Genomic DNA, 18390 nt, shown 5'->3' with positions numbered 1-18390 from the left:
TAACGAAATTGCGTCAGGAGGCTATGCATGAACGGTTCAATGATTAATGCGATGGTGTCGATGAACGGGCTGCAGCAGAAGCTCGACTTGCTCGCCGATAATATAGCGAACGCGAATACGGTAGGCTATAAGAAGAAGGAAGCGACGTTCGAGGATTTGCTCACGAACGTGAGAAGACAGCCGGAAGCGTTCAATCAGCCGGGCAGGCTGTCGCCGATGAACTTCAACCAAGGCTGGGGTTCGCATATGACGATGGTGCAGCCGAATTTGTCGCAAGGACCGGTTAAAGCGACGGATAAAGAGACTGACCTTGCCATTGAAGGAAATGCCCTATTCGAGGTCGAAGTCGATGCGGCAGGCAACCGTGCGTACACGCGCAACGGCGCCTTCCAGTTGACGCCTAACGCAAACGGTGATACCATACTGGCAACGGAAGACGGATACCCTGTAGTCGGAAGAGTCAGGGATCAGACGGGTGCTCTCGTAGACGGGCAGATCGTCGTACCGCAGGGCTACAGCCTGCGCGTCAATCCGGATGGCACTGTGCTTGGCGTTTCGTCCGAGCAGACGATCGAGCTTGGCAGCGTGAAGCTGCTGCAAGCGACACGTCCTGCAGCGTTGACGGCGGTGGCGGACAATCTGTTCATTATTGCTGATGGAATCAACCAAGGAGACGTCGTTCAGCTTATCGTGCCTGGCAGCGATAATGGCGTTACTGTTAACCAAGGTTATTTGGAGCAATCCAATGTCGAAATGACGGATGAGATTACGGAGCTTATTAGTGTACAGCGCGCTTACCAGTTGGCCGCGCGTGCTCTCTCGTCCAGTGATACGATGATGGGGCTTGCTAACAGTTTGCGCGCATAAGGATAGGATGATGGTGAATGAGTATGGCCGATGAGCGAGTCGAGAATAGCAATAGGGGCGAAGGAGAAGATCCCCCAAAGCGAGACGGCTCGAAGACGAAGGCTAAAGCTAAGAAGCAGCGTTCCAAAGGTGCGAATATCGCTTTATGGATTTTGCGCAAGAGCATCGTGCCAGTCATTATGGTCATTATGCTCATTGCAGGCCTGTACGCCGGTTATGTCGTACTTGGCAAGCAGCCGGAGGATGAAGTATTCAGTTGGTCGACTTGGCAGCATCTATACGATTTGGTGTTTGCCGATTCGTAAGGGTGTACGACGCATTTGCTCGTACGAATAAGCATATGAGATCATGCTCTTGCAGGAGCGACTGCTGAGCGTGATCTTTTTTTGTGTGTGGAATTTTAGGGGAAGGCGGTATGGTGGAGAAGATGAACCAATCTCGTGCAAAATGGTACTGGGGCGCTGTYGCTGTCGTATTCATAGTAGGCGCTTTTCTGCGCTTCGACTTTGTCGCATCGTCGACGCATAGCATGAAAAACCATGATACGAAGTATTACAATCTAATGGTTCAACAATTGTTGGAGAAAGGCGTTTACGCCTATAAGGAAGAACAGCCGAATGCGAAGGTGACGCCGGGTTTCCCGCTCTTCCTAGCGGGGATCTATAAAGCGGTTGACTATAAGCAGCATGATCCTTTTCCTTATGTCAGATACATACAAGTTATCTTAAGTCTTGCTACGATGGCGTTGTTGTTCCAACTTGCCTATCGGCAGCTAGGGAGAGCGCAAGCGCTCATCGCTTTGCTGCTGGCGGCGGTCTATCCGCCATTCGTTTATGCGAACGGAGCGATACTAACCGAGGTGCTGGCGACGTTCCTGCTCGCGTTGTACGTTACGCTGCAGCTGCGCTCCTACGAGAAACTGTCGCTTCCATGGGCGCTAGCGGCAGGTGCTGCGCTCGGAGCGCTCGTGCTTACGCGTCCGGAATTTCTGCCAGTTGCGCTGCTGTTCGTTGTATTCTACGGCTGGAAACTGAAGCAAAGCCGTAAGAAGGTATTGACCGTCTTCGGTGTGACGATGCTCGTATTCGCCGTGCTGATGAGTCCATGGTGGATTCGCAATATGGTGACGTTCGATAAGTTCATTTTGCTGTCCACGATGGAGAATCCGTTGTACGCCGGCACGTTCGAATACAAGAACTATGAGAATACGATTGTTCCGATTCATGCGAAGGCGGAAGATTCACAGACGGAGGTCGCTAAGGAGCGCATTATATACGGCTTCAAACATTATCCGCTGACCTTCCTTGGCTGGTATACAGTAGGCAAGCTAGTCTATCTGTACGGCCCGGTCTATACGGGAACGGGACATGATCCATGGTATACGATTATACCGATGAACGGCTTGCCGTTGCACTTCGTCATTATGCTGCTCGCGGCGTTTGGTACGATCTATGCGCTGCTGCGGTATAAACGTTCGCAGCCGCTGCTGATCTTCATCGCGCTGTTGGTCGTCTCGATGACCGCGCTGAGACTTATCTACGTCGCGGAGGCGAGGTATACGTTCACCTTGATCCCGCTCATCCTGTTGCTGACGGCAGACACTGGGAAACGGCTCTACGACTGGTTCGTTCTGAAATATAGCAAACGGAGTAAAGCGTCCGCTTCAATTGATGCATAGCTTAACCTTAACAACAAAGCCCTTTCAGCTTCCGTGACCGGAAGTGAAAGGGCTTTGTTCATTTAGAGGCTTCTATTTAACGCTAACGCGTATGGTAATCGTTTTGCCGCCAAAGCTTGCTTTGATCGTCGATGTACCTTTGCTTACCGCTGTAATCTTGCCGTCGATTACTGTAGCTACGCTTGGCTTGGAGCTCGTCCATATCGCGCTGGCCGTTGCATTAACCGGGCTTCCCGTTGTGTAGTTCGCCGTTAACGTTATTGCGAACGCTGCGCCAGGGCTGAGCGATACCGTCTTAGACGACACCGAGAGCGACTTCAGCTTAGGGGTAACGACTAGGGCGATCTCAACCTTCTTGCCTTGGTAAGACCCGGATACTTTGCCGCTGCCGACTGCTATTGCTTTAACGGAGCTGCCGTTAACGGATGCGATTGTATCGGGATTGACCTCCCAGTTCATTTTGGAACCGAGTGAGATTTTTTTGCCGTCTTTGTAATAGCCGGTTACTTTAATCGACTTCGAGCGTCCCGGATTGAGCGCGAGAGAGGTAGGCTCTACGACGAGCTTCACGATCTCCTCTTCAATTCGAACTTTTACGGTTATCGTTTTATTCAAGTACGTGCCGGTCAGGGAAACGGTAGAAGCTTCAAGACCTTTAACGGTCTCGGCCTTCAATACGATATTATCGGACGTTGTCTTCCACTTGATGGACTTCGTTACGTCCTCTTCTTCGCCGTCCTCATTAACGACGGTTACGCTCGGCAACGCTGTTTCTTTACCGATAATAACACTCATTTCCTTCGTGCTTGCAATGAGTTTAAGCGGTTTGACGTGCACTGTCAGCTTAGCTTCTACTTTATATCCTTGCACAGTACCCGTAAGTACTGCTTCACCGATTGCGACCGCTGTCCATTTGCCGTCCTTGATCGTAGCGATTTCCTCATCGGAAGAAGTCCATTTCACAAGCTTGCTGACATCGGTCTCCGTGCCGTCGAAGATCGTAGCGGTTACTTTTGGAAGCTCGGCGCTGTCGGAGACGAAACCGTCAATTTCCTTTGACTCCGTCTTCACCGCATTGATGCTGGCATATACGGTTACTTCGATGCTGCGGCTTACCCCTTTGTGTGAAGCCGTAATTTTCGTTGTGCCAACGCCTTTAGGTGTAACAACACCGTATTCAACGGTAGCAACGATTACGTTGGAGGATGTCCATGTAGCATCTTGGGTTGCGTCATCTGTTTCGTTCTGGTTCGTTAAAACTTCCGCCTTAATCGAAAGTTTGGGATCTTGGAGGAACATATGGTATTCCTTTTCCGGCGTTAGCTTGATCGATTGATAAGCTGCTCGAACAACGACTTCGATGGAAGTGGTTACACCGAGATACGAGACGGTGATCGTCGTTTTGCCCGCGCCAACTGGCGTAATGGAGCCTTTATCGACTGTTGCGACAGCTGTGCTAGAGCTCGTCCATTTTGCGATATCCGTTACGGGAATAATTTTAAGTGTATCCTGTTCTGTTGCTGTAGCTGTTAAAACTGTGTCGTCGGTACCGATCTCAAGTTCTAAAAGTCCTGACTTGTTAAGCTCAATTGACTTGTAGGGCGAAGAGACAGTCAGAACAACCGTGTCGCTCTTGCCCTTGTATTTCGCGGTAATCGTTGTTGAGCCTGCACCAACAAGCGTAATTGTACCGTCAACGACGGTCGCTACTGCTGTGTTCGAAGTCAACCAGGTCGCATCGGTAATGAGCTCGTCTTCAGCATTGGTTTTGATGCCATCAAGTTTATAAACGAGCTTTTCGCCCAGTTTAATCTTTTGAGTAGAGTCGACTTCGCCGCCTTCGGAATCCTTGATTACAATTTGATCGTATACATAGTCAGACGTTGCTTTGATGCTGACCGTGTATCCGCTATAAGTTGCTGTAATCGTTGCCGTGCCTTTACCGAGACCGGTAAGGACGCCGCTCTCAACCTTTACGATCGAGGCGCTTGACGACTTCCATGTTGCGCTTGAAGTAACATTTTTTTTCGTTGTGCTCCCGGAGATATTGGCAAATAAAGTGACATTGATTTTATCCGACTCGACCTTTAGATCAAGGGAATTGGTGCTGCTATTGAAATCCGAGGCATCATAATCGAATTCGATTCCGGTTACGGTATCCTCCGCCGCATAAGCGATTCCTGTCATCGAGGTAGCAATAAGCATAAGTGCCAGAGTAGCGGCAAGCCATTTTCGCGCCTGCATGAACGACAAGTTCCATTGTAAACGTAAATTCACTGCATCCCGTTCCTTTCTGCTTCATTAATAATAGTGTCTTCTACTATTAACGGTTAGAAAAGGCTGGAAATGAAGATAAACAGGGCAACTTATTTCAAATGGGTATAGAGAACTACAACATTTATGGGGATGCAGCGCATTCTTCTGCCAAGGGGGACGCATGCGCGGTTTTCATTTGCATATGGTAGTTGTATAATAGTTGGGAGCCGAGGCGAAAGTCAGGAATAGGCAAAGGAGTGTGACCGTTTGAATCTGCCGAATCTATTAACCTCATTACGCTTTGTGTTAATTCCGGTGTACATAGGTGTATTCTCAAGCGGTTATATGATCCCAGCCTTTCTGATTATGGTCGCCGCCGGTATTACCGATATTTTGGACGGCTACATCGCTCGTAAGAGCGGACAAGTGACAACGGTTGGCATTATGCTTGATCCGCTGGCCGATAAGCTTATGCTCATAACAGTCATCTTATCGCTGTTGCTGGCAGACATGATTTCATGGGCTGCGGCTGGAGCGATGTTTTTGCGCGATTTGGGCATGATAGCGGGAGGCATGTTTTATCATTTCCGGGGCAAGAAGACCGTGCCGGCCAACTGGATGGGGAAACTGACGACGATATTATTTTATTCCGCCATCATGTTTATTTTCTTCGATGCATCGTTTGCAAAGTCGTATCTTTGGGCGGTTATCGGCTTCTCATTTATTACTTCCTTTATGTATATCGCATTATTCAAGGCGCTAAATAAGCCGGAAGTCGACGTGCTACATAAACAGGAAGGTGAGCCGGAGAAAAAAGAAGCTTGACCAAAGACGCTTCAGGTCTCATAGTCAAGCTCCCTTATCTTAACCTCCACGAACTGCAGTTTCATGAAGGATAAGTATAGTTTTAGTTAAAATAACTTTTTTTATACTAGTGAACTTTGCGAAAGGGGTATTGTTTAACATGCTCGATATTAATCAAATCCAAGAAATTATTCCGCACCGCCCTCCATTCCTGCTCATCGACCGTATTTTGGAGGTTGAACCGGGCGTAAAGGCCGTCGGACTCAAAAACGTAACGATGAACGAACCCTTTTTTGTAGGGCATTTCCCAGGTTATCCGGTTATGCCGGGCGTATTGATCGTGGAGGCGCTTGCGCAAGTAGGCTCGGTTGCGATGCTTATGGTTGAAGCGAACCGCGGCAAGCTCGGATTCTTCGCGGGCATTGACGGCTTCCGTTTCCGCGACCAAGTGAAGCCTGGCGATACCCTTATTCTAGAGGTAGAGATTACACGCCTCAAAGGGCCGATCGGCAAAGGAAAAGCGACTGCAAAAGTTGGTGACAAGGTAGTAGCCGAAGGCGAGCTTATGTTTGCTCTGTCCGATCGTAATTAATCATTTGTTGCACACGTAGGCTCGTTTTGATTATCAAAGATACGAAGAAAGAGGTTGAATATATGACTCAATCATCCCTGAACACGGCTGCGGCCAAATATGAAGCATGGTTAAATGATCCGCTAATCGATGAAGCGACGAAGGCGGAACTGCGCGGCATCGCCGGCGACGAGAAGGAAATTACGGATCGTTTCTATCGCGATCTTGAATTTGGGACAGGCGGCTTGCGCGGGGTTATGGGTGCAGGGACGAACCGATTGAATGCTTATACCGTAGGCAAAGCAACGCAAGGTCTAGCGAATTGGCTGCTTGCCAAAGCAGATGCTGAGAGCGACAAGCCATCGGTCGTTATCGCGCATGACTCCCGCAATCTGTCGCCTGAATTCGCGCTGGATTCGGCGCTTGTGCTTGCGGCTAACGGCATTACGACGTATTTATTCGAAGGGCTTCGTCCTACGCCGCAATTGTCCTTTGCGGTTCGCGCGTTGAACGCRGCGAGCGGCATTGTCATTACGGCAAGCCATAACCCTCCTGAATATAACGGCTATAAGGCTTACGGAGCAGACGGTTGTCAGCTGATTCCGGAGGAAGCAGAGCAAGTTATCGCTTCAATCGGCCAAATCGTTGACTTCGGGGAGATCAAACGCGTAAGCCGCGAGGAAGCGGAAGCTAAAGGTTTGCTTCGCTGGTTGGGCGCTGATGCGGATCAACAATTTATTGATACGGTTGCAGCGCAAAGCTTGAATGGCGAGCTGCTGAAAGGCGAGATCGGCGAGAAGTTCGGCGTCGTGTTCACGCCGTTGCACGGAACAGGAAACATTCCTGTACGCGAGGTATTGAAGCAAGCGGGCTTCCGCAACGTTCACATCGTACCCGAGCAGGAGCAACCTGATGGTTACTTCAGCACGGTGAAGTCGCCGAATCCCGAGGAACGCGAAGCGTTCACGCTGGCGATTGCCCTTGCGAAGGAGACTGGCGCCGACATCATTATCGGTACGGATCCGGATGCGGACCGCATGGGCGCCGTCGTGAAAAACAACGAAGGCGAATACGTCGTGCTAACAGGCAATCAATCGGGCGCTTTGATGGTTCATTATGTACTTAGCCAACTGCAAGAGCGCGGCAAGCTTCCAGCTAATGGCGTCGTTGTTAAGACGATCGTCACGAGCGAGATGGGCGCGGATATCGCTTTGTCATACGGCGTTGCAGTTGAAAATACACTTACAGGCTTCAAATATATCGGTGAGAAAATGACGCGTTACGAGCAAACGGGCGAGCGCGCATTTCTATTCGGTTATGAGGAAAGCTACGGCTATCTGACGGGCACATACGCGCGCGATAAGGACGCGATTGTCGCATCGCTGTTGATCTGTGAAGCGGCTGCTTATTATAGCAGCAAAGGAAAGACTTTATACGATGTGCTGCTTGAGCTGTATGCGCAGCACGGTGTGTACTTGGAGGGCTTGGAGTCCCGCACGCTCAAAGGATTCGACGGTGTTCAGCAGATCGCGGCGATCATGGACGACTGGCGTCAAAATCCGCCTCGTGAGATCGGCGGCGTGAAGGTTGAACAGGTGCTTGATTACGCTGCCGGCCTAGACGGACTTCGTCCGGAAAATGTGCTTAAGTATCTTCGTGCGGACGGATCTTGGTTCTGCTTGCGCCCATCGGGCACGGAGCCGAAAATCAAAGTTTATTTTGCGGTCAAAGGCGAATCGACGGCTGCGGCTGCAGAGTCGCTTCAAGTGTTGAAGGATGCCGTTATGGCACGAGTTGACAGCAAAGCATAGGCTATTAAGGGATATGGCTGGGGGATGACCTGAGCGCCATTTGATGTACATTAATCAAAGTTACGGACTATAGGGACCCTAATTATTGTATGAGTCTCAGATCTCCAGCTTAACGGACCCAGTAGACCTTAATTAACGTTATTTCAAGGATTTGAACTCCAAATCGGTCGATTAAGGTCATCTGGGTCCGCTAGGAAGGACATAGACCCAGATATCGAGATTAAGGGTTTGCAGTGTCCGTAATGTCTGTTGAATTATTTATTTAGGTTTTGGAACGGAGGAGTTTCGTGCTTTTACGATGGCAGCAATGGAATCGGCACGCGAAGATATGGTTATGGGTCATTACGCTGATTGGCGTAGCGGCGGCCATGCCGCTTGGCCTGGTTCGGATGGAAATGGAGAAGACGTCGAAGAACATTGAGTATGTATTCGACTATCGCGATATTATTGAAGTGTCGGAGCTGCAAACGAAGCCCCGGGAGTTCGTGAAGGAAAAGCTCCAGCTGCTTAAGGATTCGGGCATCACGACGATGGCTGTCTATGAGAGCTCGCTCAAGGAGCTTGTGCTCTCCGGCAGACTGATGTATTTTAGCTCCCGCGACGCAGCTCTGCTGCAAGGCAAGTTCGAAACGCCGGGACAAAACTTCACTTATATTTTATACAATGGCAAAGAAGAGGAAGAGCAGATCGGTCCGATCGTCCGCGAAGCGTTCGACCGCGCCGAAGCTGTCTACAGAGACTGGTCATACGAAGGTAAAAACGGTCTTGTCATTGAAATGCCGGTTGCCGAAGCGGTCATGAAGACGATGGATTTTGATCCAATGACGCTTCAGGAGCTTCATGATGCAGGCTTTAAAATTTTGCCGCGCATCTCGAACAAAATCCAGCCTTACGAGGAATCGGATTTGGACGAGCAGCTCGGCATGATGAAGGAATTGGGCGTTACTCGAGTGCTGTTCGACGGAGATGTCGTGAAAGGCGGATCGGACAAGGCGAATTTGCTGAGCGTCTCCGAATTGTTGAATAAGTATGAGATGGGACTTATAGCGATTGAAAATTTGAAAAAACCGCAAAAAGGGCTAAATAATTTAGCGTACAATACGAATTATAATATTGTTCGCCTCTATTCCCTCTCTCCGGGAGACGGGATGGAAATGTCACCTGAGGCAATCGCCGACCGTTTCTTGTTGGCGGCGAAGGATCGCAATATTCGGATGTTCTTCATGAACGGCATGGTACAAGCCAACACGGACAAGGGCAAATTCGTTCATAACCTGGATAAAATAAGCCAAGCGCTGCGCGGGGAAAACGGGGCTGTTGCCAAGCTTGCTGAGCATGGCTTCACGCCAGGCGAGCCGCAACCGTTCGATTACGAGCAACCGTCATGGGCGAAGCCGCTTCGCGGCGTTGTAGCGCTGGGAGCAATTGCGCTTATTGCGCTGGTTGTCGGTACGTTCGTACCGGGCGTCAACATTCCGGTATTCCTGCTCGGTCTTGTAGGAAGCGCTGCCTTGTATAAGCTGAATAGTTCGACGATGGAGCAGGCATTGGCTCTGGGCGCTGCCATTGCCGCGCCGACGCTTGCGCTCATTTGGGCGATGAATCGCATTACGTCTAGAACCGTTGGCGATCGGCGTATTGTCGGAGGCGACGATTGGTCGGTTGGCAGAAGCCAAGCGTCCCTTGCAGAGGGCGGAGCGGCTGCAGGCGGGAAGAATGGCCGCTTGAATTGGTTGTTCGCTGCTCCTTCCGTAGGCAAACGTCTTGGACTGGCGATTAATTGGTTCGTAGTAACGGCATTGATTTCATTTATAGCCGTTCCGCTTGTGTTCGGCCTGTTGAACAATATTACGTACAATCTTGTATTGGAACAATTCCGCGGCGTTAGCGTGCTGCATCTTGCGCCAATTGCGCTTGTTGCGATCTACGTCGTGCTTTATACAGGCCATGCGAAGCTGTTCAATATTCGCAAGCTGCTTGCGCAGCCTATTACGCTTACATGGGTTGTTCTCGTCGCCGTTATCGGCGTAGTCGGTTATTATTACTTGTCGCGTACAGGCAACGCTGGATCGGTATCGTCGATAGAGCTTGTGATCCGTAATTTCCTGGAGCAGACGTTCGGCGTAAGGCCGCGCTTTAAGGAGTTCCTGCTGTCGCACCCGCTCTTCCTGCTCGGACTGTTCTTATCGCTCCGTTATCGCGCAGCATGGTTGCTCGTGATCGTTGGCTCAATCGGCCAACTGTCGATGGTTGACACGTTCGCGCATCTGCATACGCCGCTTTATATTTCGGCTATCCGCGTTCTGCTTGGACTGGGCACGGGAGCAATTATCGGCTGCATTCTTATTGTTGCGTGGCTGATTGTGGAGGGAGTTTTGAAGAAATGGGCACCGATTCTCATACGCAAGTATATCAAATAGCGATCTCCGGCTTTTACGGCTTCCATAATAGCGGTGACGAGGCGGTGCTGCTCTCGATTCTGATAGCGCTTGAAGCGGAAGGCAAGGCGCAGGGCGTAACGGTCAAACCGATTGTGTTGTCCGTAGACCCGGAGTGGACGAGCAAGACGTACGGCGTTGAATCGGCTCATCGGATGCGTCCGGCGGACGTGCTGAAGACGCTCCGTCGCTGCGACGGGCTCATTAGCGGCGGTGGTAGTTTACTCCAGGACGCAACGGGGGTAAAGACGATTCCGTATTATACGGGAATCATGAAGCTAGCCCAGCTTCTCGGCAAGCCGACGTTTGCGTATGCGCAGGGCATTGGCCCGGTGAATCGAAGATGGATGGATCCGATGATCCGCAATGTGATGAAGCGGAGCAAGTATGTTTCGGTGCGGGACGCCGAATCCGCCGCTTTGCTCGGGCGGATCGGGGTCCCTGTGGACCGGATCGACGTCGTACCCGATCCGGTGATGGGCTTGCCGCTGCCGGCCGTTGAGGCGGCAGCGATTGAAGGCGCGAGCGAGACGCCGCCGGTCATCGGCGTTTCGCTGCGCCACTGGCGCCTCGACGGCGCGGATATCGCGCGCGCCGTCGAGGCGCTGGTCGCGCTGTCGCACCGCCGGCCCGTGCGGCTGCGCTTCTTGCCGTTCCACACCCCCTCTGACGTAGAAACGTCGGAGCAGGTGATGGAACGGCTGCGCGGCCGGCTCGGCGAGGGTAGCTCCGCCGAGCTGGCCGCTCCCGGCGACCATCCGCAGCAGATGCTGCTCGAGGTCAGCCGGTGCGACGCGCTGCTGGGCATGCGCCTGCACGCGCTTATCTATGCCGCAGGCCAGCGCATTCCGATGCTCGGCCTGTCCTACGATCCGAAGATCGATCAATTCCTGAATCGACTAGGGCTAACGCCAATTGGCACGACGGAGCAGCTGGACGCAGAAGCTTTCGCCGATGCGGCATGTCTGTTGCTTGACCAGCGTGGTCAGTGGCAGGACAAGCATAAGCGCGCAATCGACCAATTAGTGGAACAATCGCAAAAACCGGCGCAACAAATCGTGCATTTCTTGCGTCATACTATATCGAGGTGACTTCCTCATGTCGAATAATCATCCAACCGTGCCGATTTATGGCATACCGTTCTCGAAACTGAATTTGGACGAGACGGTTCGTTTACTTACAACAGCTATTGAGGCAAGAACACCTACGCATGTTATTACGGCTAATCCGATCATGATTATGGCAGCGGTGGACGATCCGAATTACGCGCGGATGATGCTTAAGGCTGATTTGATCGTGCCGGACGGCGCCGGAGTTGTGTGGGCGGCGAAGCACGCTGGCAATCCGGTTGCTGAGCGAGTAACAGGCATCGAGTTGCTTAACAAATTAATGGAGCAGGGCGAGAAACGCCACTGGAAAGTGTACTTGCTCGGCACGACGCAGGAAATTATTGAAGCGGCGGCCGAGAAGCTGCAGCTGCAGTATCCGCAGGTAAGGATCGTAGGCTGCCGCAACGGCTTCTTCACCGCTGAGCAGGACGATGAAGTGATTGCCGAGATCCGACAAGCGGCGCCCGATTTGTTATTCGTAGCGCGCGGCGCGGATACGCAAGAGCCATGGATCGTCAAGCACAAGAAAAGCTTGAACGTACCGCTCATTATGGGTGTCGGCGGAAGCTTTGACGTTATTTCCGGCAGATTGAAGCGTGCACCATCTGTTTTCCAGAAGTTGCGTCTCGAATGGCTCTATCGCCTGATGCAAGAGCCGAAACGCTACAAAAGAATGCTTGTTTTGCCGAAATTCGTCGTGAAAGTGCTTCGCGACAAAGAAAAAGTGACAAAACCTTAACTTACACCGCGAATATGTAGTGAAAATCGTGAAAATCGGTTGAAAACGGGATTGGAGTTTCTTTTTCAATCGGAGTATAATTCACTTCGGTACATGCGTAAACGCGTATCACCGTCCTTTGATGGTGAAAATGACGTTACACGCAGGAAATATAGGGCTGCTTGTAAGTGAGCGTCTTATATTTGAAGAAAAGGGGAGTTGCACAAAATGCCAGTAGGCTTGCTGTACACGATAGGATTCATCATCTCTCTTGTATTAGCCCTTGTCATGACGCCGCTCGTGAAGAAATTCGCGTTCAAAGTCGGCGCAATCGATAAACCGAATCACCGCAAGGTACATACGCGCATTATGCCGCGTCTTGGCGGGTTAGCTATTTATATTGCATTTGTAGGGGGATTCTTCTTATTGTCCCCATTGTTACCTGACGGTTTGCTTCGTCCAAGCGACATGAAGCTGATTAACGCGCTGCTTGTCGGCGGGACAATCATTATTGTGCTTGGCGCTTTAGACGACCGTTTCGAGCTTTCGGCTAAGGTGAAGCTAGTCGGCCAGATCGCCGCAGCTTGCGTTGTCGTATTCGGCTTCGGAGTGAAGATCGATCTGCTGAACATTCCGTTCGGCGAGACGATGCAGCCTATCGCTCATTGGATCGCGATTCCGATTACGATTCTATGGATCGTAGGCGTTACGAATGCGATTAACTTGATCGACGGCTTGGACGGGCTTGCTGCAGGCGTATCTGGTATCGCCATTGCAACGATCGTAGTCATGGCATCGCTGATGGGCTTCCAGCCGATCATCCTGCTTAGTACGCTGCTGCTTGGCGGCATCGTCGGTTTTCTTGTGTTCAACTTCCATCCTGCGAAAATATTCATGGGAGATTCCGGCTCGCTGTTCCTTGGCTTCAGCTTGGCGACGCTCTCCATGCTTGGATTCAAGCAGGTTACGATCGTATCCTTCGTTACGCCGCTCCTTATCATCGGCGTTCCGCTCTCGGACACGTTCTTCGCGATCATTCGCCGCTGGGTGAACAAGCGCCCGGTGTTCGCACCGGACAAAGGTCATTTGCATCACCGTCTGCGCGATCTTGGCTTCAGCCACCGCAAGACCGTTCTCATTATCTGGAGCGTTGCCGCTATCTTCGGCGGACTTGCGATCGTGCAGTCGACTATCGTGCAATCGAGCGCGGCCAATTGGATCACGTTCGCCGTTATCTGCTTGCTTATGTTCTTCTTGCAAATCGGTGCAGAGGTTACCGGCATTGTAGACAAGACACGCAAGCCGCTTATTAGCTTCCTTAACCGCATCTTCTTGCGGACCAAGGTTAACGCCGAATCGCGTTCGAAATAATAACTTCATCATTTAAGCATGAACTCGCTCCGAGCCCTTGTACCAAGAGGCTCGGAGCTTTTTTGTTTTACCCGGCTTACTTGTCATATTTGGAAATTCATGTTTAACCTAAACTTTGGCTGCGGTCTGTCCGATATATACGTTACATCTAACTTTAAAGGACAGAAGTGGAGGAGGCTAATTGTGTTTAAAAAAATCTCAGCAGTATTGCTAATGCTGGCCCTCGTCCTCCAGGTACTGCCGCCGTACAGCGGCACAGGAGTATCTGCCGCGACGGGAAGCTTCAACTTTGCCAACGAATCCGACGTATCGACCGCACCGCGCATAACGACTGAGCCGCGCGTAACGCTAACAGGCTCGATCAGCAACGTGAACGGAGCGACGGTTTCGTACGATGTCGTCCAAATCATTAACAACAAAGGCGATAATGATCCATCCAATGATCAGATCGGCTCGAAGCGCGAGAACGTGACGAGCAATATTTACATCAACGGATTCAACATTCAAGTATACAATATCGAGCTTTTCCCGGGACTTAACCGCATTACGTTCAAGGGCGTACAGGGCGGCGGGGAAGTGACGAACTCTATTTATATCAACTACCACAACGCGCCCGTCTTCTACGATCTTGTCGCGCAATTGGACGGCAATCGGTTCAGCGTTGAAGAAAACGGCACGACGGTCGTGCATTCGACAACTTCCGCCGGTAAATCATCAGCCGACATCAGTCTTACGGGCTTCGCGCCAAACGCGCAATCCGTAACAATCATTACGAATAACAGCAGCAAGACCTATAATGTGAGCAGCTCTAACAACTATCAGTTCGCTGCTTCCCCAATCAATTTGCTGAAGGGCAAAAACTTGGTAACTATTCGCGTTAAGAATGCGGATCAAACGATCGAGACCACACGCGAAATCGCCTTTTACAATGGCAGCGTAACGTTCTACGATGTCAATCTGGAGGAAATGGTCGACGACGGTTCAGGCACGGGCACATTAGTTGCGGAGAGGTCGGCCGCGTTGGAGTACAATCCGAATTTTGCCGTGGACGACGAGGGCGATTTGTACGTAACAGGTAAAGTCATCGTTCCGAATTACTTGAAGGATGACGATACGCCGCCGGACGGCATTCTCGATCCTCACCCGGATCCGACGCTTCCCATCCAAATCGATTGGACCCTGTCGCCCGATAGCCAAGCCGGCAACTTTTTGTCGGTTGCTCCCAACCCATCGGTTGGCCAGCCTACGGACGCGTTTTTTGTCTACGAATTCATCGAGCCACTGAACAACTTGATCGGAGCAGCGCCTGAATTCGACAAGCAATATGGATTGAAGCTTACCGCTGTCAACGAGAAGCGTGAAGCTCAAGGCTTGCCGTCCGATGAAGGCACGGGCACGATGTCGTTCTATGTTCGCGATGCTAACCAGCAATACATTGAACAAATCAATTACTTGGGCGGCTATAAGAATAACGCGCCATTCGAGAATCTGACGAGTTCCGGCCTTGAAGGCGTGAATTTGTTCAGCATTCCGTTCGCGATGGAAGTATTGGTAGCCAATCCGGATATCAATGATATTTCTAGCGTCGTTACCGTGAACAATGTCAGAAGCATCACCGGCGTTAGCGCGCCTGCTGATTATCTCGACCCGTCTAATGGAAACTTTGTTAATCGTTCGGACGAACTTACCTCGAAATTCGTCTACCGCGACGTGAACGGCGTTAGCCGACTGTTCAAACGCGAAGTAATCGTATTTAACAAGCTGCCGTTTGAAGGCACTCAGACAGTTGATCTAGGCATAGGAGCAACGGCTACAAAGTCCGTTAAGTTTACGATGCTGTTCGGACCGTTTACGAGTTACGAATCGATCTTCGATAATAAATTGATTTATGACGATACGACGCTGGATACGGCTGATCGTATCAGCAAAGTTATTGTGGAAGAGCTTTCGGACTTTACCGGAGAAATCAATAACATTAACAATACGTCGGAGATTCGTTATGATCTTACCGGCACAGGGGCTCAAACGGTGTTCTTCTACATCAACAATACGCCTGTTCGTTTGCAGGCTATTGATCCGTCGGATCCAACCAAATTCCAAATTTATGATGATGGAACAGCTATTGGTTCGGATAGCGAGAGGGATCGAGCTTTCGACGCGCTCTTCACTGGCGAGAATGAAATCCGATTCGTGTTCCAAGGATCTAAAAATGCCTATGAGAAAAAACTTAAAATTTATCTAGTTCCGACTAACTTGCCGGTTATACCGGTTGATACGGGGCTTGGGATCTATCCTTACAGCAATAACCTGGATGAACCATTGCCTAATGATCCGAAATTCCCGCTGCGCGGAACCGTTTATACAACGACGGAGCAGTTCATGGATATCTACGGGACATTTGACTTTATCGATCTTGGTAAAACCTTTGCAGATGTTGAGTCAAAAATATCGACCATGACTACAGCAGCAAAAGAAAATTATATTTTGGAGATCAAAGGAAGTTCTATCGATACCGATATCCTTTGGGATTTGACCCAAGAATTTAAAGTAATCGATAGCTTGAATAGCAATGCCGTACTGGGAACGGTTAATGGTACAATCCCAGGACCGGCAGGCTTGACGGTGAGATACGATATCGTTACGCAATCCTTCTCGTTTATTATGAACGACGAGGAACTGAATGCCGATGGAAGCTCGAGTGTCTACAACTTCGTGGTTTATAATACTGGCCTGACTGGCCCGCGGGCAAGCTACCGACTGGAAGTCGATCCGACTTCTATGCCGTATAAGATTTTGCGTCCAATCTTGCCTGCTCAAAGCGTTGTCAACCAGAACTATTTAGAGGTTATCATTAACGCGCCGGAAGGTACGGAGTCCGTAACCGTGAACAAGATCAAGGGCGAGAAGGTCGAGTATGATTCGGACAACAATCCGTCAACGCCGGAGATTACTTACACGAATGCATTCCGAGCGTACTTGAGCGGCTTGAAGGTCGGAAAGAACGAGATCGAGTTCACGATCGTTCGTGCAGACGACGAAGTGAAGAGCAGCTTCGAGGTTACGTATAAACCTACAAATATCCCAGGCGCTCAATACTTGGAAGTCATGAAAAACTCGCACAAAGTTTTCGAAGGAGCCGTAAATCTTAAGTTCCCTGCGAATACATCGTTAATCCGTACCGATTTCAACGTACCGAGCAACTTGAAGAACCAGGTATTCACAGGACATAACCTGATGTTCGCTATTGCGAACGGCGAGGATGGCGTCGTTGACCGTCGCGAACTGGAAAGCAAGCCGCCGGGCTTCGACATTACGCTGGAAAGCTTCGGAACGAGATTCAGACTCTCGTACCCGACACGATTTACGAAAGCAAGCCCTGTATACTGGATTGACGCAGGACTTGCAGACGATCCAAATACAACAGCGTATGATCCTCTTGCGATGGGGGTAGATCCTTACCAGTATCCAGGCGCCAAAGGAACGAACGGCACGAAGATTCCGACCTACGACGAACGTCCGGATGATCGCGAATTAATTACATCGAAGACCGGCACGCTCACCTTATCTTTCGATCCGAATATGAAAGATAGCGTCGGCACGATTATTACCGTTTACCGTTACGACGTAAAAGCGAAGTATTGGGAAAACATCGGCGGAGTCGTAGATGTGAAGAAAAACACGATTACTGTACCTTTTAACAAATTCGGCTATTACGTTGTTGGCAAGATGGTATATGCGTTCGAGGACGTAACGTCCCATCCTTACGCGCGCAATTACCTTGAAGCCATCTATGCCAAAGGCGTGATGAACTCTGCGGGTTATGACGAGTTCGGCACGGACATTTATGTAACGCGCGGCGAATTTGCTCGAATGATGGTGAAGGCTCTCGATATTCCGCTTAACTTTGAATTGAGCAAACCGCATTTCAATGATGTTCCTACTATTATAAATCCGGACGCATTATGGGATTACCGTTATATCGAGACGGCTGCCCGCGAAGGCATTATTCGTGGAACAGGACCCCAAACTTACCAGCCGAACGTTAACCTGACTCGTCAGGAAGCGGCAGTTATTATTGCAAGAGCGCTGGACCTGAAGCTGGGTACGGATGCAACGAAGATTAAGAAGGATTTGGACAAAATCTTCAAGGACAGCGGCGACGTGAATTACTACGCTCAAGCTTCAGTCGTTGCAGTCGCCAAAAAAGGCTTCATCGTAGGATCGCCGGTCGATGCAAGCAATCCGAAGAACGGATACGTATTCGAGCCAAGATCGAACTTGCTTCGTTCCGACGCTGCGATTATTACGGCTAAGATTCTTGCGGATCTGAAGAAGCTGCCTAAAATCAATTAATAGCTAGTGAAGTACGCCATGTAACGGCCGCAGGCTATGCCTGCGGCTGTTACTATTGTTAATGAGAAAGTGGTAAGATGAGAATCCTGAAACATTATCCATGGAAAAACTTAAGTATCGACGGTGATGAGTGAAACAAGCTATACTAGCAAAGTAAAGAAAGAAAGGGTTCATTCAACTGAATCGTACATAAAAAAACTTTTCAGGCAAAAGCGCAACTTTTCCCTGAGCAATGCGTCTAAATACATGGCAGCACAAAACAAGCGATGAAATTTGACGAATGCGCATCGGAATAGCCAAATAGTTGGAATGAATTCTCAACTTCCTCTTTACGGTACGGGTAGCCCATTGTATAATGTTATAGTGGTACACCTACTCTAGCACTCTTTTACTTATTGTTTACAAGTTTCTGCG

12 protein-coding genes are annotated in these 18390 nt (G+C 50.2%); 11 read left to right on the top strand and 1 reads right to left on the bottom strand.

Features of this window, described 5'->3' with window-relative positions; all coding sequences use genetic code 11:
- The first annotated feature begins 27 nt into the window (after positions 1 to 27).
- The 3 genes from AB4Z33_RS08275 (at position 28) to AB4Z33_RS08265 (ending at position 2545) form a co-directional block, all read left to right on the top strand.
- The gene (locus AB4Z33_RS08275) at positions 28 to 867 is read left to right on the top strand and encodes a flagellar hook-basal body protein (RefSeq protein ID WP_442049475.1); all 840 of its coding nucleotides are present in this window, start codon (positions 28 to 30) and stop codon (positions 865 to 867) included.
- A 17-nt stretch (positions 868 to 884) separates the two neighbouring features.
- Positions 885 to 1172 (top strand): DNA-directed RNA polymerase subunit beta, encoded by a 288-nt coding sequence (locus tag AB4Z33_RS08270; RefSeq protein ID WP_442049474.1) that lies wholly within the window; start codon positions 885 to 887, stop codon positions 1170 to 1172.
- A 122-nt stretch (positions 1173 to 1294) separates the two neighbouring features.
- Positions 1295 to 2545, top strand: coding sequence for a glycosyltransferase family 39 protein (locus AB4Z33_RS08265; RefSeq protein WP_442049473.1), 1251 nt, complete (start codon positions 1295 to 1297; stop codon positions 2543 to 2545).
- Between the two features lie 72 nt (positions 2546 to 2617).
- Here the strand turns inward: AB4Z33_RS08265 and AB4Z33_RS08260 are convergent, their stop codons facing one another.
- Positions 2618 to 4822 carry an Ig-like domain-containing protein gene (locus AB4Z33_RS08260; protein ID WP_442049472.1) on the bottom strand — a complete coding sequence of 735 codons (2205 nt, stop codon included), beginning with the start codon at positions 4820 to 4822 and terminating at the stop codon, positions 2618 to 2620.
- Positions 4823 to 5068: 246 nt separating this feature from the next.
- Between AB4Z33_RS08260 and AB4Z33_RS08255 the strand changes: the two genes are divergently transcribed.
- From AB4Z33_RS08255 to AB4Z33_RS08220, 8 genes are all read left to right on the top strand, one after another.
- The gene (locus AB4Z33_RS08255; RefSeq protein ID WP_442049471.1) at positions 5069 to 5626 is read left to right on the top strand and encodes a CDP-alcohol phosphatidyltransferase family protein; all 558 of its coding nucleotides are present in this window, start codon (positions 5069 to 5071) and stop codon (positions 5624 to 5626) included.
- Positions 5627 to 5765: 139 nt separating this feature from the next.
- A complete protein-coding gene (gene fabZ / locus AB4Z33_RS08250) occupies positions 5766 to 6197 on the top strand; it encodes a 3-hydroxyacyl-ACP dehydratase FabZ (protein ID WP_442049470.1) in 432 nt (143 codons plus the stop codon).
- Positions 6198 to 6259: 62 nt separating this feature from the next.
- The gene (locus tag AB4Z33_RS08245; protein WP_442049469.1) at positions 6260 to 7987 is read left to right on the top strand and encodes a phospho-sugar mutase; all 1728 of its coding nucleotides are present in this window, start codon (positions 6260 to 6262) and stop codon (positions 7985 to 7987) included.
- A gap of 287 nt (positions 7988 to 8274) precedes the next feature.
- The gene (locus AB4Z33_RS08240; protein WP_442049468.1) at positions 8275 to 10407 is read left to right on the top strand and encodes a DUF5693 family protein; all 2133 of its coding nucleotides are present in this window, start codon (positions 8275 to 8277) and stop codon (positions 10405 to 10407) included.
- A complete protein-coding gene (gene csaB, locus AB4Z33_RS08235) occupies positions 10371 to 11516 on the top strand; it encodes a polysaccharide pyruvyl transferase CsaB (protein ID WP_442049467.1) in 1146 nt (381 codons plus the stop codon). Before AB4Z33_RS08240 ends, csaB begins: the two co-directional genes overlap by 37 nt.
- Positions 11517 to 11523: 7 nt before the next feature.
- Entirely contained in the window at positions 11524 to 12273 is a 750-nt protein-coding gene (locus AB4Z33_RS08230) for a WecB/TagA/CpsF family glycosyltransferase (protein ID WP_442049466.1), read from the top strand.
- Between the two features lie 207 nt (positions 12274 to 12480).
- Positions 12481 to 13623 carry a glycosyltransferase family 4 protein gene (locus AB4Z33_RS08225; RefSeq protein WP_442049465.1) on the top strand — a complete coding sequence of 381 codons (1143 nt, stop codon included), beginning with the start codon at positions 12481 to 12483 and terminating at the stop codon, positions 13621 to 13623.
- A gap of 183 nt (positions 13624 to 13806) precedes the next feature.
- Positions 13807 to 17976, top strand: coding sequence for an S-layer homology domain-containing protein (locus tag AB4Z33_RS08220; protein ID WP_442049464.1), 4170 nt, complete (start codon positions 13807 to 13809; stop codon positions 17974 to 17976).
- The last annotated feature ends 414 nt before the right edge of the window (positions 17977 to 18390 follow it).

The organism is Paenibacillus sp. 2TAB19 (assembly GCF_052115185.1).
Classification (GTDB): Bacteria; Bacillota; Bacilli; order Paenibacillales; family Paenibacillaceae; genus Pristimantibacillus.
The sequence above is the reverse complement of the archived record's forward strand: the minus strand, read 5'-3'. Positions and strand labels throughout refer to the sequence as shown.

What these genes read in the sequence shown, in the direction of transcription:
- AB4Z33_RS08275 (WP_442049475.1), top strand. Translation starts at nt 28, where the DNA reads ATGAACGGTTCAATGATTAATGCGATGGTGTCGATGAACGGGCTGCAG.
- AB4Z33_RS08270 (WP_442049474.1), top strand. Translation starts at nt 885, where the DNA reads ATGAGTATGGCCGATGAGCGAGTCGAGAATAGCAATAGGGGCGAAGGA.
- fabZ (WP_442049470.1), top strand. Translation starts at nt 5,766, where the DNA reads ATGCTCGATATTAATCAAATCCAAGAAATTATTCCGCACCGCCCTCCA.
- csaB (WP_442049467.1), top strand. Translation starts at nt 10,371, where the DNA reads ATGGGCACCGATTCTCATACGCAAGTATATCAAATAGCGATCTCCGGC.
- AB4Z33_RS08230 (WP_442049466.1), top strand. Translation starts at nt 11,524, where the DNA reads ATGTCGAATAATCATCCAACCGTGCCGATTTATGGCATACCGTTCTCG.
- AB4Z33_RS08225 (WP_442049465.1), top strand. Translation starts at nt 12,481, where the DNA reads ATGCCAGTAGGCTTGCTGTACACGATAGGATTCATCATCTCTCTTGTA.